The organism is Alkalibacter saccharofermentans DSM 14828, assembly GCF_900128885.1.
GTDB classification, from domain to species: Bacteria; Bacillota; Clostridia; order Eubacteriales; family Alkalibacteraceae; genus Alkalibacter; species Alkalibacter saccharofermentans.
In genome coordinates this window covers 118,299-134,207 of record NZ_FQTU01000004.1, presented here as the reverse complement: position 1 = coordinate 134,207, position 15,909 = coordinate 118,299, and the positions used below count along the sequence as shown (strand labels likewise).

At 42.6% G+C, this 15,909-nt stretch carries 16 protein-coding genes; all 16 read left to right on the top strand.

Annotation, left to right across the window (positions count from 1 at the left end; translation table 11 throughout):
- Window positions 1-49: 49 nt before the first annotated feature.
- The 16 genes from rplU to tpiA all read left to right on the top strand — a co-directional run bounded on the left by rplU (window position 50) and on the right by tpiA (window position 15,904).
- Complete coding sequence (gene rplU, locus BUB93_RS04480; protein ID WP_073269879.1) at window positions 50-370, top strand: 50S ribosomal protein L21; 321 nt, start codon at window positions 50-52, stop codon at window positions 368-370.
- Window positions 371-372: 2 nt separating this feature from the next.
- Window positions 373-696: a ribosomal-processing cysteine protease Prp gene (locus BUB93_RS04475; protein ID WP_073269878.1), complete on the top strand. Its 324-nt coding sequence runs from the start codon at window positions 373-375 to the stop codon at window positions 694-696.
- Window positions 697-711: 15 nt separating this feature from the next.
- The gene (rpmA, locus tag BUB93_RS04470; protein WP_073269877.1) at window positions 712-999 is read left to right on the top strand and encodes a 50S ribosomal protein L27; all 288 of its coding nucleotides are present in this window, start codon (window positions 712-714) and stop codon (window positions 997-999) included.
- Window positions 1,000-1,055: 56 nt separating this feature from the next.
- A complete protein-coding gene (obgE, locus tag BUB93_RS04465; protein ID WP_073269876.1) occupies window positions 1,056-2,339 on the top strand; it encodes a GTPase ObgE in 1,284 nt (427 codons plus the stop codon).
- Between the two features lie 15 nt (window positions 2,340-2,354).
- On the top strand, window positions 2,355-2,660 hold the full coding sequence (locus BUB93_RS04460; RefSeq protein WP_073269875.1) for a YhbY family RNA-binding protein: 306 nt from the start codon (window positions 2,355-2,357) through the stop codon (window positions 2,658-2,660).
- A gap of 17 nt (window positions 2,661-2,677) precedes the next feature.
- Window positions 2,678-3,286 carry a nicotinate-nucleotide adenylyltransferase gene (nadD, locus tag BUB93_RS04455; RefSeq protein WP_073269874.1) on the top strand — a complete coding sequence of 203 codons (609 nt, stop codon included), beginning with the start codon at window positions 2,678-2,680 and terminating at the stop codon, window positions 3,284-3,286.
- A 7-nt stretch (window positions 3,287-3,293) separates the two neighbouring features.
- Entirely contained in the window at window positions 3,294-4,205 is a 912-nt protein-coding gene (gene yqeK / locus BUB93_RS04450; RefSeq protein ID WP_073269873.1) for a bis(5'-nucleosyl)-tetraphosphatase (symmetrical) YqeK, read from the top strand.
- Window positions 4,206-4,275: 70 nt separating this feature from the next.
- A complete protein-coding gene (gene leuS / locus BUB93_RS04445) occupies window positions 4,276-6,687 on the top strand; it encodes a leucine--tRNA ligase (protein ID WP_073269872.1) in 2,412 nt (803 codons plus the stop codon).
- A 324-nt stretch (window positions 6,688-7,011) separates the two neighbouring features.
- Entirely contained in the window at window positions 7,012-7,476 is a 465-nt protein-coding gene (locus BUB93_RS04440; protein ID WP_073269871.1) for a tRNA (cytidine(34)-2'-O)-methyltransferase, read from the top strand.
- A 114-nt stretch (window positions 7,477-7,590) separates the two neighbouring features.
- On the top strand, window positions 7,591-9,267 hold the full coding sequence (locus BUB93_RS04435; protein ID WP_073269870.1) for a Na/Pi cotransporter family protein: 1,677 nt from the start codon (window positions 7,591-7,593) through the stop codon (window positions 9,265-9,267).
- A 23-nt stretch (window positions 9,268-9,290) separates the two neighbouring features.
- Window positions 9,291-10,214 (top strand): thioredoxin-disulfide reductase, encoded by a 924-nt coding sequence (gene trxB, locus BUB93_RS04430; protein WP_073269869.1) that lies wholly within the window; start codon window positions 9,291-9,293, stop codon window positions 10,212-10,214.
- 113 nt (window positions 10,215-10,327) lie between these two features.
- The gene (rpoN, locus tag BUB93_RS04425) at window positions 10,328-11,683 is read left to right on the top strand and encodes an RNA polymerase factor sigma-54 (protein WP_073269868.1); all 1,356 of its coding nucleotides are present in this window, start codon (window positions 10,328-10,330) and stop codon (window positions 11,681-11,683) included.
- Window positions 11,684-11,800: 117 nt separating this feature from the next.
- Window positions 11,801-12,838 carry a sugar-binding transcriptional regulator gene (locus tag BUB93_RS04420; RefSeq protein ID WP_242945365.1) on the top strand — a complete coding sequence of 346 codons (1,038 nt, stop codon included), beginning with the start codon at window positions 11,801-11,803 and terminating at the stop codon, window positions 12,836-12,838.
- Window positions 12,838-13,842 carry a type I glyceraldehyde-3-phosphate dehydrogenase gene (gene gap, locus BUB93_RS04415; protein ID WP_073269867.1) on the top strand — a complete coding sequence of 335 codons (1,005 nt, stop codon included), beginning with the start codon at window positions 12,838-12,840 and terminating at the stop codon, window positions 13,840-13,842. Before BUB93_RS04420 ends, gap begins: the two co-directional genes overlap by 1 nt.
- Window positions 13,843-13,940: 98 nt before the next feature.
- Complete coding sequence (locus tag BUB93_RS04410; protein ID WP_073269866.1) at window positions 13,941-15,134, top strand: phosphoglycerate kinase; 1,194 nt, start codon at window positions 13,941-13,943, stop codon at window positions 15,132-15,134.
- A 20-nt stretch (window positions 15,135-15,154) separates the two neighbouring features.
- Window positions 15,155-15,904, top strand: coding sequence for a triose-phosphate isomerase (tpiA, locus tag BUB93_RS04405; RefSeq protein ID WP_073269865.1), 750 nt, complete (start codon window positions 15,155-15,157; stop codon window positions 15,902-15,904).
- Window positions 15,905-15,909 lie beyond the last annotated feature (5 nt).

Sequence of the window (15,909 nt, the reverse complement as noted above, 5' to 3'; positions counted from 1 at the left end):
TCCGGAAGGAGACCTTTAAAGGCGAGACTGGATTGAGGAGGTGTAAGGAATGTATGCTGTTATAAAAACTGGCGGAAAGCAATACTGTGTTAAAGAAGGCGATGTAATCCAAGTTGAAAAGCTGAATCTTGCAGAAGGTGAGACTGTAGAGTTCACTGAGGTGCTTGCTGTAAACAACGGAAGCTTGGTGGTAGGTGCTCCAACTGTTGAAGGTGCTGCTGTAAGCGCGGAAGTAGTCGTTAACGGAAAAGGCAAAAAGGTTGTAATCTATAAGTACAAGTCTAAAAAAGATTACAGAAGAAAGCAAGGTCACAGACAACCGTTTACTGAAGTAAAGATAACCGGAATCAAAGCGGGAAAAGCTGAGTAATTATGATTACGTGTAATTTTCAGAGAGAAGACGGGATGATAAAATCGCTTGTAGTCAATGGACATAGCGGATACGACGATATCGGAAAGGATATAGTATGCGCTGCAGTTTCCACTTTGACCATATCAGCGATAAACGGATTGTTGGAATATGTGAAGCTTGAATTTTATTACAAAGTAAACGAGGACGGGTTTTTGGAATTCAGAATTCCGGAAATCTATGACGATAAGCAATTTACCAAGGCAAAAGCCATATTGGAGACTTTGTATCTAGGGCTTAAGAGCATAGAGAAAGAATATGAAAGCTATGTGAAAGTTGTAGGTTGAATGGAGGTGGAACCTATGTTAAAAATGAACATTCAGTTATTCGCCCATAAAAAAGGGGTAGGTAGTTCAAGGAACGGTCGTGACAGCGAATCCAAGCGTCTTGGAGTTAAGAGAGCAGACGGACAATTCGTATTGTCAGGAAATATATTGGTTAGACAAAGAGGAACGAAAATCCACGCCGGAAACAACGTTATGAGAGGCGGGGACGACACACTGTTTGCCGTAGCTGACGGTATCGTAAGATTCGAAAGAAAAGGCAAAGATAAAAAGCAAGTGAGCGTATATCCTAAAGATGCAATGTAATCAAATGACCACCTTTTCAAAGGTGGTTGTTTTTGTAAGAGGAAAGAGTGATATTAATGTTTGTAGATAGAGTGGAAATATCCATCAAGGCAGGAAACGGAGGTAACGGTACAGTCGCTTTCAGGAGAGAAAAGTACGTGCCCAACGGAGGACCAGCAGGTGGAGACGGAGGAAAAGGCGGAGACGTCGTGTTCCAAGTCAATTCAAATTTAAGAACTCTTATAGATTTCAGATATAAGAGGAAGCACGCCGCTCAAAACGGCGAAGACGGAGGAAACAGCAACAGAAGTGGAAAAGCGGGAGATGACCTTATAATAGGAGTTCCCCCCGGGACTATCGTCAAGGACAAAGAAACGGGAAAGATAATAGCCGACCTGACAGAAACAGGTGAAGAGATCATTGCTGCAAAGGGAGGCAAGGGTGGTAGGGGAAATCAGCACTTTGCAACGCCTACCAGACAGGCTCCCAGGTTTGCCGAAGGTGGAAATAAAGGGGACGAACTGAAGGTCGTGCTTGAACTTAAGCTTCTTGCAGATATCGGGCTTTTAGGCTATCCAAATGTAGGGAAATCAACATTTCTGTCAGTAGTATCAAAGGCCAAGCCCAAAATTGCAGATTATCCTTTTACCACTTTGGTTCCCAATTTGGGAGTAGTGTCCTGGAAGGACGGAAACAGCTTTGTAATTGCCGATATTCCCGGTCTAATAGAAGGAGCGAATGAAGGTGCAGGTCTTGGCCATCAGTTCTTAAGACATGTGGAGAGGACAAAAATGCTTATTCACATACTGGATATTTCAGGGATGTCAGGCAGGGATCCTCTGGACGATTTCGAAAAGATCAATCAGGAGCTCAAAATGCACAATGAAAAGTTGGCGGCAAGAAAACAGGTTGTTGCCCTAAATAAGATTGATGCAGTAATGGAGCCTGAGAGCTTGGAAGAGATAAAAAGCTCTCTTGAAGAAAAAGGATACGAAGTTTACCTGATATCTGCAGCTACCAGACAGGGAATCGATACCCTTTTGGACAGGGTAGGCAACCTGCTGGATGAAATAGGGGAAGTGGAACCAATATTTGATTTGGATGAGCTCGAAGGAGAAAAGCTGTATGAATTCAAGTCCGAAAAGGGATATAATGTGTACAGGGACAATGAAGCTTATGTGGTTGAAGGGAATTTCCTCGAAAAACTAATAGCTTCCGTAAACTTTGACGATTACGACTCTATTTCTTATTTTCAGAAGATACTTAAGGAAAGAGGAGTCTTTGAAGAGCTTGAAAAACTGGGCATTGAAGAAGGCGACACGGTTCGCCTGTTGGACATAGAATTTGATTATATAAAATAATGGAGGTAGAATAATATGTTGACGAGCAAGCAGAGAAGCTATTTGAAATCTCTTGCAGTCGGCGAACCGGATATTTTGCATGTGGGCAAGGACGGCCTAACGCCGAACCTTATCGTACAGGCAAAGGATGCTTTAAGAAGCCGGGAACTGATTAAAGGCAAGATGCAGCAAAATTGCATGGAAGAATTAAAGGACATAGTGGACCAGCTGGCGAACTCTACGGATTCAGAAGTTGTTTTCACTATTGGAAATAAATTTGTGCTCTACAAGAGAAACCATACCGATCCTAAAATTGAATTGCCGAAAAAGGCAAAAAAATAAAATACGAGGTGGTTTTGATGGAAAAGTTAAAAGTTGGGATACTGGGTGGGACATTCAATCCTATACATTACGGACACCTGCTTCTAGCAGAATCAGCTAGAGACCGCCTTGGTCTTGACAAGGTGGTGTTCATACCGACTGGCAACAATCCCTTCAAGACAACTGATTGGGATATTGATGCTTCTCACAGGTATGAGCTGGCAAAAAGAGGAATCGAAAGCAACGGATATTTTGAAATTTCAGATATTGAAATCAAACGAGAAGGGTATACTTATACGATAGATACCTTAAAGGAGCTTGAAAAGGCGTATCCCGGGGACGAGCTTTATCTGATTGTGGGAGCAGACATCGTTTTTGAAATAGACGCCTGGAAGCAGGCTGAGGAAGTGCTTAAAAAGATTTCTCTAGTGACTACATTCAGGCCGGGATATGACCAAGACAGGCTGGACACAAGGGTTGAGGAACTCAAGGAACTATATCATGCTCGAATACTTAAGCTATACACTCCGGAGATGGACATATCCTCATCGGAGATCAGGTCAAGAGTAAAGCACGGATACTCCATAAAATATCTTCTTCCTGAAAACGTGGAAGAATACATATACCAACAAAATCTATACAGGTAGGGTTGCCATGGATTACGAACTTTTAAAGCTGGAAGTTGAAAAGATGATGTCAGACAAAAGGTACCGCCATTCCCTGGGGGTGGTGGAATCTGCCATGGAGCTCGCCCAAAGATACGGCTGTGACATGGAGAAGACTATGATCGCGGCAATACTCCATGACTGTGCAAAGTCCTTTTCAAGGAAAAAGATGCTAGACATCATCGAGAAAAACGATTTGGATGTAGATGAGATCACCTATTACGAAACTCAGTTGATGCACGGCCCAGTGGGAAGCTTCGTGGCCAAAAGCAAATTCGGAGTTGATGACGAAGAGATACTCTCGGCGATTAGGTATCATACCACCGGGAAAAAAAGCATGACTATGCTTGAGAAAATAATCTACCTGGCTGACTTCGTAGAGCCGGGAAGAAAATATCACGGGGTGGAGCAGCTGAGAAAACTCGCCATGGCGGATTTGGACAAGGCAATGATACAGGCCTTCGACAATACCATAAAGTACGTTGTATCATTAGATTCCGTGCTTCATACCGATACTATAGAAGCAAGGAATCATCTTATTATGGAAAGGGGAAAAATTACATTGGAATATAATTCTAACGAACTGGCAAAAAAGATCAAGGAATGGATAGAGGATAAAAACGGAACTGACGTTGAAATAATAGATGTTAAGGACCTTACGCCGATGACGGACGTGTTCGTAATCGCAAGCGGGTCTTCAACTGTTAATGTCAAGGCGATAGCAGAGCATGTAGATGAAATGGCTTCTAAAGAAGGAATTGAGCCAATAAGCAACGAGGGACGACAAGGAGGCAGATGGATACTCATCGACTTTAACAGCGTGGTGGTTCACGTGTTTCTTGAAGAGGAAAGACAGTTCTACGATCTTGAAAGGCTTTGGAGTGACGGCAAGAAGCTCTGATTGATATAATTGCCGCATGACAAGTACTATGAACTGCAACAAATGATCTATACTTTTTAGGAGGGTACCGATGAAGTCGTACAATTACAAAAATATCGAATCGAAGTGGCAAAAGATATGGGAAGACAAAGAACTTTTCAAGGCTGTGGATTTTTCGGATAAGCCTAAGTTTTATGGTCTGGTGGAGTTTCCTTACCCTTCAGGGATCGGTCTTCATGTTGGCCATGTCAGGGCTTATACTTCCCTGGAGGTAATATCAAGAAAAAGAAGACTGGAAGGATATAATGTCCTTTTTCCAATAGGTTGGGATGCATTCGGTCTTCCAACTGAAAACTACGCAATACAGACGGGCAGGCATCCCAGGCTTGTTACAGATGAAAACATCAAGGTATTTACCGAGCAGCTGAAGGAAATAGGCTATTCCTTCGATTGGGACAGGACAGTGGATACTACAGATGAAAATTATTATAAGTGGACTCAGTGGATATTTTTGAAGCTCTTTGAAAAAGGCCTTGCTTACAAGAATAAAACCTACGTAAACTTCTGCAATGACTGCAAGGTTGTTTTGGCAAACGAGGAGTCTCAGGATGGCAAGTGTGACAGATGTGGGAGCGAAGTCGTACAGATGGAGAAGGACGTATGGTTTCTTAAGATAAGGGAATATTCTGAAAAGCTGCTTGAAGGTCTTGAAAAGGTAGATTTTCTGCCTAGGATTAAGCTAGAGCAGGAAAACTGGATTGGTAAATCCAGTGGAGCAGAGGTCGACTTTCAAATTGATGGTACCGACGACAAGCTAAGCGTCTTTACAACAAGGCCGGATACCTTGTACGGCGTTACTTTCATGGTCGTAGCTCCAGAGCATCCCTTGATTGAAAAATACAGCGAAAAAATTTCCAATATGGATCAAATAAAGGAATACCAGGAGCAGGCGAAGAAAAAGACCGAGTTTGAAAGAGTTCAGCTTGCAAAGGACAAAAGCGGCGTCGAAGTAAAGGGAGTAAAAGTCAGAAACCCATTAAATGGTGAGCTGGTACCTCTTTGGGTAGCCGATTACGTTATGATGGGATACGGTACCGGGGCCATCATGGCAGTTCCCGGACATGACGGAAGGGACTGGGAGTTTGCAAAGAAATTTGATATTCCCATAATCGAAGTCATACAAGGTGGGAATGTCTTAGAGGAAGCATTTACTGACATTGAAAACGGAATTCTCGTGAATTCAGACATAATAAATGGTATGAACGTCAAGGAAGCTAAAGAAAAAATCATATCCCACCTTGAAAGCCACGGTGTCGGGAAGAGAACTGTAAATTATAAGATGAAGGATTGGGCCTTTAACAGACAGCGTTACTGGGGAGAGCCTATCCCTGTGGTTCACTGCGAAACCTGTGGAATCGTGGGAGTGCCTGAAAATGAGCTTCCGGTAAAGCTGCCTCAGGTCAAGAACTACAAGCCGACAGATACCGGAGAGTCTCCGTTGGCTTCGATAGAGGAGTGGGTAAACACCACATGCCCAAAATGCGGGCAAAAGGCCAAGAGGGAGACTGACACCATGCCCCAGTGGGCAGGATCAAGCTGGTATTTCCTAAGGTACATCGATCCTAGGAATAATGAGGAGTTCGCTTCTCAGGACAAGCTTAAATACTGGCTTCAAATCGACTGGTACAACGGTGGCATGGAGCATGTCAGCCGTCACCTTATCTACTCCAGGTTCTGGCATAGGTTCCTTTACGATATTGGCGAAGTTCCGGTGGATGAGCCCTATGCAAAACGTACTGCCCAGGGGCTGATTCTAGGAGCAGACGGTGAGAAGATGTCAAAATCTAGAGGCAACGTCATCAATCCAAGGGAGATCATTGGCGAGTACGGTGCCGATACTTTGAGAACCTATATAATGTTCATAGGAGACTACGAAAAGCCAGCGCCCTGGTCTGATAACGGGGTAAAGGGTTGCAGACGTTTTTTGGATAGGGTATGGAAACTCGAAAACATACTTGTTGATGGCAATGAATACTCTAAAGACAATGAAGTCATGATGAACAAGACCATTAAAAAGGTTACTGAGGACTATGAAAACCTTAAGTTCAATACGGCAATTGCAGCTCTTATGACTTTGATCAACGAATTTAATGCTAAGGGTAAAATAAACAAAAAAGAATTTTCTGACTTTTTGTTGCTGCTTAATCCTGTAGCTCCCCATATCACAGAGGAGCTCTGGGAAGTGTGTGGCATTGGTGGAGTTTTGCATGAACAGGGATGGCCTGGCTTTGATCCTGAAAAAACAGTAGAAGATGTAATAGAAATGGCTGTTCAGGTAAACGGCAAGGTCAGAGGGAAGATTCAGATTCCTGTCAAGAGCACCCAGGCAGAGGCTAACGCCGCTGCCATGACGGAAGAATCCATAAAAGCCCATATTGAGGGCAAGACGATCGTCAAGGAGATTTTCGTGCCGGGCAGGATTTACAACATAGTGGTAAAATAACAAAATAGGGCGAAGCATGCACTGCTTCGTCCTATTTTTTGTATATAGGTGTTTGTGCAAGACTGAAAAAGGGTAATATATAGTTAAGCATTCATCCCCCAATTTGGAGATCCCGGAGGATTCCAACGTTTGTATCCCGTTCCGAACCGTAAACCCTCGTTACTTCCCCCGGGATATTTTTAATTTAAATCATGTTAAAACAAGCGACAAATGTATTGTCGTGTTTTTTTTGTCGCGTTAAGTTAATTTATTGACAATGCAAAGGATTAGCAACCCTCTTGTGCTATAATCTATAGATATCAATTGGAAAGGAACATATGGAAAATGAATATAGTATTGTTTGAACCTGAGATTCCCCAAAACACGGGAAATATCGCAAGAACTTGTGTAGTTACCGGAGCTAAGCTTCATTTGATCGAGCCCATGGGTTTTAGGATCGATGAAAAACAGGTGAAAAGAGCGGGGCTTGATTATTGGGATTTACTAGATCTGGAAATCCATGACGACTTTAAAGCCTTCGAGAAAAAGTATGAAGGTAGCCCCTTTTATTTCATGACAACAAAAAGCAGCAGGTTTTATACCGATATCAAATTCGAAGAAGATGCTTTTTTGATATTCGGAAAGGAATCGGCAGGGCTTCCTCCAAAGATCCATGAAAAGTATAAGGAAAACAGATTCAAGATACCTATGATCGATAATCCGAAAGCCAGATCTTTAAATCTTTCCAACAGTGTGGGCATTGTTTTATACGAAGCGCTAAGACAAAACAGATTTCCCGACATGTCGTGATGATTGTTAAAATATAAACGAATATAAATAAAAAGTTTTGTTAATTTCGTTTTAAATTTCTGTTAAGTTTGATATTATTATTTACTGTATGAATATGAATTTTGGAGGGAATTTATGACGACGGAAATGGTCATTAGTCTCATTGGAGGCCTGGGTCTGTTCATTTACGGCATGAACGTAATGTCGGACGGTTTGAAGGCTGTAGCAGGAGACAAAATGAAAAGGCTATTGGAAGTGCTTACCAACAACAGGGTTCTCGCGATAATCGTAGGAACGGTGGTAACGGTAATCGTCCAAAGCTCAACAACCACGACGGTGATGATGGTTGGTTTTGTTAATGCCGGTCTTATGAATCTGTTTCAGGCTGCAGGTGTTATTTTGGGGGCGAATGTGGGGACCACCATAACCGCTCAGCTTGTAGCGTTGAAGGTAGATCACTTTGCGCCTCTCTTCATAGGTGTTGGTATGTTCATGATTTTGCTGGCAAAGAAGAAGAAACAGAAGCAATTGGGAGAAATTATATTAGGTTTTGGTATTTTGTTTTTGGGTATAAGCATTATGTCCGATACCCTAAGGCCTTTAAGAAGCAACCAGGTTTTTGTAGACATGCTCATATCATTCGGGAGAAATCCTATTTTGGGCCTTTTAGCGGGCATGGCTATCACTGCCGTTATACAAAGCAGCAGCGCCACCATTGGCCTTTTACAGGCGATAGCCCTTTCCGGTACGTTTAACGCTGTAGACGGTACAGCTACCCTGGCTATTATTGTACCTATGCTTTTAGGGATGAACATAGGTACCTGCGTGACCGCCATGCTCTCAAGCATCGGCACGAGCATAGCTGCCAGAAAAGCGGCTATAATTCACCTTGCAGTAAATATAATCGGAGCTTTATGGGTGATGATAGTTCTGTATGTCATGAACCTGGTTACCGGAGGGAACAATCCTATATACGAGTTCATTCAGGCTATTTCAGGTTACACCGTAATTGAAGGGATGAGGGTCCACGATGTCACCAGGGAAATCGCCAACACCCATACTCTCTTCAACATTACTAATACCATAATCCTGTATCCGTTCATGGACCCGATAGTAAGGTTCATAGACAGATTGATACCTGAGAAAATCGACCATGACGAAAAGGGACCGCATCTGGATAAAAGACTTATCGAAAACCCTGCAGTAGCGCTGGGTCAGGTAGTCAAAGAAATCACAAGGATGGGAAGACTCACAAACAAGAACTTGCATACAGCTCTAGAGGCCCTTTTAAACAAAGATGAAGAGCTCTGTGAGAAAGTCATGCAAAGGGAAAAAGTTATAAATGATTTTGCGAAAGAAATAACTCAATTTCTGGTACTATTGGTCAATGAAGATATATCCGAAGAAAAGCACGGAAAACTTATGGATTTATTCAGCTGCGTCCACGATATCGAAAGGATAGGAGACCATGCTGAAAATATTGCAGAGCTCGCTCAGTACCGAATCGACAACAAGGTCAGCTTTAGCGACATGGCTGTCGACGACCTTAAGAAGATGATGGACATGGTAGAGACCGTGTGCAGGGATGTCGTGGAAGGATTTGAAGACCAGGATTCCACTGCAGCCATCAGCACTATCAAGATCGAGGACGAGATAGACGAAATGGAAGAAAGACTCAGAACCAGCCATATAGCCCGTCTTAACGAAGGGATGTGCAATGCCTCTTCGGGGATTATCTTCCTTGATGTTGTAAGCAACTTGGAAAGAATCGGAGACCACGCCACAAATATTGCAGAATACATTCTTAACTAATACTATAATTAGGAGGAATCGCAATGAAGACTTACGATCTTGTCATAATAGGAGGAGGTCCGGCAGGGCTGTCCGCTGGCCTATATGCTTCAAGGGCAAAGCTTAAGAACATAGTGCTTGAAAAGGGCGATGCAGGAGGGCAGTTGGCTACCACGAATGATATCGACAACTACCCCGGTTCTGCTGAGAACACAAACGGTCCTGCACTTTCCCAGAGGATGAAAGATCAGTGCGTGGAATTCGGCAGCGAATTTGCAAAAGAAGAGCTGCTGTCCATCGAGAAGAAGGATAAGCTGTTTTATCTTAAAACAGACAAAAATGAGTACGAGGCAAAGTCTGTGGTGATCGCGACGGGATCAAATCCCAAGGAAATCGGCTGCAAGGGCGAAAAAGAATTCAGGGGCATGGGAGTTTCCTACTGTGCAACATGTGACGGATTCTTCTTCAAGGATCTTACGGTTGCCGTTATAGGCGGTGGCGACAGCGCTTTGGAGGAGGGAATGTTTCTTACCAAGCTTGCAAAAAAGGTTTATGTCGTCCACAGAAGAGACGAGTTTAGAGCGGCAAAGTCTATACAGGAAAAGGCTTTTGCGAATAGCAAGATGGAATTTATCTATGACTCGGTAGTGGAAGAGATAAAAGGAGATGGGGTAGTAAACGGCATCACCCTTAAAAACGTCAAGACTGGAGAGCTTACGAATCTATCGGTTGATGGTGTATTCGTCTTTGTTGGATATAAACCGGATTCTACCTTGTTCGAGGATATGGTGGAAATTGATGAGATCGGGTTTATTATCGGCGATGAGGAGATGAAGACCAAGATGGAAGGTATTTTTGTGGCAGGAGACGTAAGGCAAAAGATGTTAAAGCAGGTCATAACGGCTGCGGCCGATGGAGCTATCGCAGCTGTCAGCGCAGAAAAGTATATAGCCAGGGTCTTTGAATAAACCCTTGTGAGACTGGAGGAGTTCCTTCAGTCTTTTTTTATTTATGTGCATGATGGCACGAAATTTGCTATAATGAAGTTGTTGAAAAGTTTACGATTACAGGGGTGTATTAAATGAAGCTGGGTTTTGACTTGTCTTTAAAGCAGAAACAAAAACTTATAATGACCAATCAGCTTATTCAAGGTATAAATATCCTTCAGTACAATACTATTGAGTTAGGCGAATATATAAATCAAGAGATGGAGAAAAATCCTCTTTTGGAAAAAGAGGAGACTTCTGTAGATGCGGGAGAGGGAGAAGTCAACTGGCTGGAATTTGTGAAAAACACAAATAAAACACATGAGCATTCTCAACCCTATTCCGATGATGAGGAAAAAAACGTTATAGAAAATGTAAAATGCATGGAAGAATCTCTAAAGGAGATTCTGATAGGGCAGCTTCATGTCCTTAATCTTTCAGAGGAAGATTATGGCGTTGGGGAGTTTATCATAGACTTCATAGATGAGAGAGGATATCTCTCTGCGGAACCGGAGGAAATGGCACAGATGATAAAGGTTCCGGTCACAAAAGTAATTAAGCTGGTCAACCTCATCAGAAGGTTCGAGCCATCGGGAGTCGGAGGCAGAAACTTAAGGGAGTGCCTCAAGATCCAGCTGATTAATATGAACCACTTCGATGACATGCTATTTCATATAATAGACGAGCATCTTGAAGATATCGGTTACAACAGGGATCAGAAGCTGATGAAGGAGCTAGACCTGGACAAAGAGGATATATCCTACTACAGAGAGCTTTTAAAAAGCCTGGATCCGAAGCCGGGGCTTAAGTACTGTGAAGAGGAGCCAGACTACGTCATTCCGGATATATTCGTAGAGGTAATAGACGACAAGGTTTCTGTCACTATGAACGACCACTATGTACCAAGGCTCAAGATAAACAGCTATTACCAGTCGCTGCTGCAAAAGGGCGGGGATGAGAAAACAACGGAGTTCATAAAATCCGGGCTCAACAGCGCATCTTTTGTAATTAACAGCATCCTTCAAAGAAAGGAAACCGTAAAAAACATCGCCCAGCTGTTGTTTGAAAAGCAGGTTGACTTTTTAAGAAGCGGGGAAGGCTACATAAAGCCAATGACTCTCAAGGAAATAGCAGAGGTTCTTGAGATACACGAATCGACTGTAAGCAGGGCGATTAAAAACAAGTACGCAGTAACCCCAAGGGGCATCTACTCCTTGAAACATTTTTTCACCACGGGGCTTGCTTCTCAGGAAGGGGAAGACGTCTCGGCGGTAAAAATTAAAGACATCATAAAGGACTTGATATCCAAGGAAAACAAGAAAAAACCGTACTCGGATCAAAATATTACAGATATTTTGAAGGAAAAAGGGTATACTATATCGAGGAGGACTGTTGCCAAGTACAGGGAAAACTTAAATATATTATCCACCCGGGAGCGCAAAGAAGCCTGAAGCTAAAAAAAGGTTTGCCATTTATATTAAAACATATTATAATATATTTAGACCCGGCGGGACAAAATAATCCCATTTGAATCGATTCTATCTTTTAGAAAGCAAGAGGGGATTAACTTGGATAAAGAACAGTTTATCGATGTACAAAAGAGAATACTTCCTGAGATAGTTGATTTAATGGAACTAAGATACAATATTTTGTCACAGTTGAAAGCAAATCAGCCTATAGGAAGAAGACATCTTTCAACAGAGCTGGATGTAAGCGAAAGACATATAAGAAACGAAATAGATTTTTTTCACAAGGAAGGTTTTGTCGAGGTCGAGAGACAGGGGATTATGCTTACAGAGCTTGGAGATGAAGTTTTAAACCAGCTTAAGGAGATAATTTATTCATATAAAAACTTTGAGAGTCTTACTGAACAGCTTGAAGAAGTCTTGGGAATAAAGAAAGTGGTCATAGTTCCGGGAGACAGCAGTAAAAACAAGCTCGTTATCAATTTCATGGGTGAAAAGGCTGCAAAATACATAGCAGGCATAATAAAATCCGAATCTGTCATAGGGATCACCGGAGGAAGCAGCGTAGCATCTGTGGCGAGAAACATGCCGGAGCTTCACTATCCAAAGGTTACCGTTTTACCGGTAAGAGGAGGAATAGGAAAGAGTCATTCAACCCAGGCAAACAGCATCGTATCTATGCTTGCGGCAAAGCTTGGAGCCCAAAAGGAAATGCTTCACATACCGGATAATATCGAAAAGGAGCTTTTAGATGCATTAAAAGCCTATCCTGACATAAAAAGCGTTTTTGACAGGTTCAAGGATATAGACATAATGATTTTTGGAATTGGCAGGGCGGATGAGATGGCTCAGGCGAGAAATCTACCTGAAGAAAAGATAGCTAGGATACTAAATTCGAACGCAGTTTCCGAAGCATTTGGGCACTACTTCGACAAAGACGGCAGCATGATATTTCCATCCAGCAGCGTTGGTATCACGTTGGATGATTATAAAAATATAGACAACATTGTGGCGATAGCAGGAGGAGCCGACAAGGCACAAGCGATAATTGCCACATCAAGGGTAAGAAAAGACATGGTTTTAATAACCGATGAAAGCGCTGCAAAACAAATTATTTATATATTAAAGGAGGAATTTTAATGGCAGTAAAAGTTGCAATTAATGGTTTTGGAAGGATAGGTCGTTTGGCCTTCAGATTGATGTTTGACGATCCTAGTTTTGACATCGTAGCATTGAATGACTTGACAGATGCAAAATCTTTAGCTTACTTGTTGAAATACGATACATCTCAGGGAAGATACAAAACTGATTCTATAACAGCTGGTGACGGATTTATCACTGTGGACGGTAAAGAGATTAAGATCTTTGCTGAAAGAGACCCTGAAAATCTTCCTTGGAAAGACAACGATGTAGACGTAGTTATCGAATCTACAGGTTTCTTTGCAACTAAAGAGGGAGCAGAAAAGCACATCAAGGCTGGAGCTAAAAAAGTTATTATCTCCGCTCCTGCAAAAGGCGATTTGAAAACTGTCGTGTACAACGTAAATCACGAAGTTCTTGACGGATCTGAAACAGTTCTTAGTGGTGCTTCTTGTACTACAAACTGTCTTGCTCCATTCGCAAAAGTTCTTAACGACAATTTCGGTTTGAAAAGCGGCTTAATGACTACTATACACGCTTATACAAACGACCAATCAACTCTTGACGGTCCTCACAAAGACCTTAGGAGAGGTAGAGCCGCTGCTGCGAACATCGTTCCTACAAGCACAGGCGCTGCTGCAGCTGTAGGTTTGGTACTTCCTGAGCTTAACGGCAAATTGGATGGAGGAGCTATGAGAGTTCCTGTAACAACAGGTTCTTTGGTAGACCTTACTGTTAAATTAGAGAAGAAGACAACTGCAGCAGAAATCAACGCTGCGATGAAAGCTGCTGCGAACGAAACTTTGGGATACACTGAAGAGCAGATTGTTTCTTCAGACGTTATCGGAATCAACTTCGGTTCATTGTTCGATGCGACTCAAACAAAAGTTCTTGAAGCTGACGGAGAGCAAATCGTAAAAGTAGTTTCTTGGTACGACAACGAAATGTCATATACTTCTCAATTGGTAAGATTGGCGAAGTATGTTGCGGACATGGTAAAATAATAAATAAATAACACTGTAAGAAGGGAAGGGGCTACCCTTTCCTTTTTTACGAAATACGGGAATTGAACCATAATTAAATTTCTTTATCGAAAGGAGATATGAAAATGGCAAAAAAAAGTATTTTAGATATAGATCTTAAGGGTAAGAAAGTATTGATGAGAGCGGATTTTAACGTGCCTCTGAAAGAAGGCGTAATCACCGACAACACTAGGATTACTGCTACTCTTCCCACTATCGAGCATATCCTCAAGGAAGGTGGAAAGCTTATCTTAATGAGCCACCTAGGAAGGCCAAAAGGCTCTCCGGATCCCCAGTATTCTCTTGCACCTGTTGCAGAGGAGCTTTCAAAGCTGATCGGCAAACAAGTGGTATTTGCAAACGACGATGAAGTCGTAGGTGAAAACGCATTAAAGGCGACAGCTGACATGAAGGAAGGCGATGTTGTACTTCTACAAAACACCAGATACAGAAAAGAAGAGACTGACAACGATCCTGGGTTTTCAAAAAATTTGGCCTCTCTTGCAGATATATTCGTGACCGACGCATTTGGAGCGGTTCACAGAGCCCATGCATCAACTGCTGGCGTTGCAGACTATATCCCTGCCGTATGCGGACTTCTAATCGAAAAAGAGCTGAAGTTTCTTGGGACTGCTCTTGAGAATCCTGAAAGACCTTTTGTGGCGATACTTGGCGGAGCTAAGGTATCCGACAAGATCGGCGTAATCAACAACCTTATCGACAAGGTTGACACTTTGATCATCGGCGGAGGGATGGCTTATACATTCCTTAAGGCTCAAGGTTACGAAATCGGGACATCCTTGCTTGAAGAAGACAAGTTGGAGCTTGCAAAAGAGCTTATGGCTAAGGCAAAGGAGAAGAACGTAAACTTCCTTCTTCCCGTTGATGTCGTCGCGACCACAAAATTTGCTGCAGATGCTCCTTTCCAAAATGTTAAGATCGATGCAATACCAAGTGACCACATGGGGCTTGATGTAGGTGAAGAAACAAGCAAGCTGTTTGCAGACGCAATCAAGGGATCGAAGCTTGTTATATGGAACGGACCTATGGGAGTGTTCGAATTTGAAGCATTTGCAAAGGGAACCATCGCTGTAGCACAGGCTATGGCTGATTCAGATGCAACTACCATAATCGGTGGAGGCGACAGTGCTGCCGCGGCTAAACAACTTGGATTTGCTGACAAGATGAGCCACATATCCACAGGTGGCGGAGCATCTCTGACTTTCCTTGAAGGAAAAGCTCTTCCGGGAATTGAAATACTTGAAGACAAGTAAAACAAAAGGAGGATATCCATTTGAGAAAACCGATAATCGCAGGAAACTGGAAAATGAACAAAACAGCTGAGGAAGCAAAGACCTTGATAGATATGCTAAAAGATAAAATCAATACTGACAAGGTAGAGGTAGTAGTTTGCCCTACATTCACATCTCTAACAACAGTAGTCAAAGAGCTTGAAGGAAGCAACATTGGCGTAGGTGCTCAGAACATGCATTGGGCAGATTGTGGTGCGTACACGGGAGAAATCAGTGCACAAATGCTATTGGAAGCGGGAGCAAAATACGTTATAATAGGACACTCTGAGAGAAGAGAGTACTTCAATGAAACTGATGAGACGGTAAACAATAAGCTTATCAAAGCTATTGCAGAAGGGCTTGTTCCTATCGTATGCGTAGGAGAGTCTTTAGAGCAAAGAGAAGCAGATATTCAGGAAAAGGTAGTTACAGAGCAAGTGGTAGCGGCGTTTAAGAACGTTGAAGCAAAAGATGCACAAAACACAGTAGTCGCTTACGAGCCTATTTGGGCAATCGGAACCGGTAAAACTGCTACCAGCCAGCAAGCGGAAGAAGTCTGCGGTTGGGTAAGAGAGACTATCGAAAAGCTGTACGATGCTGAAACAGCTCAGAAGGCAAGGATTCAGTACGGTGGCAGCGTCAATGCGTCAAATGTTGACGAATTGATGGGCATGGAAAACATTGATGGCGCTTTGGTCGGAGGAGCAAGCTTGAAGGAAGATTTTGTTAGTATAGTGAACTTCGGCAGCTAAGGCGC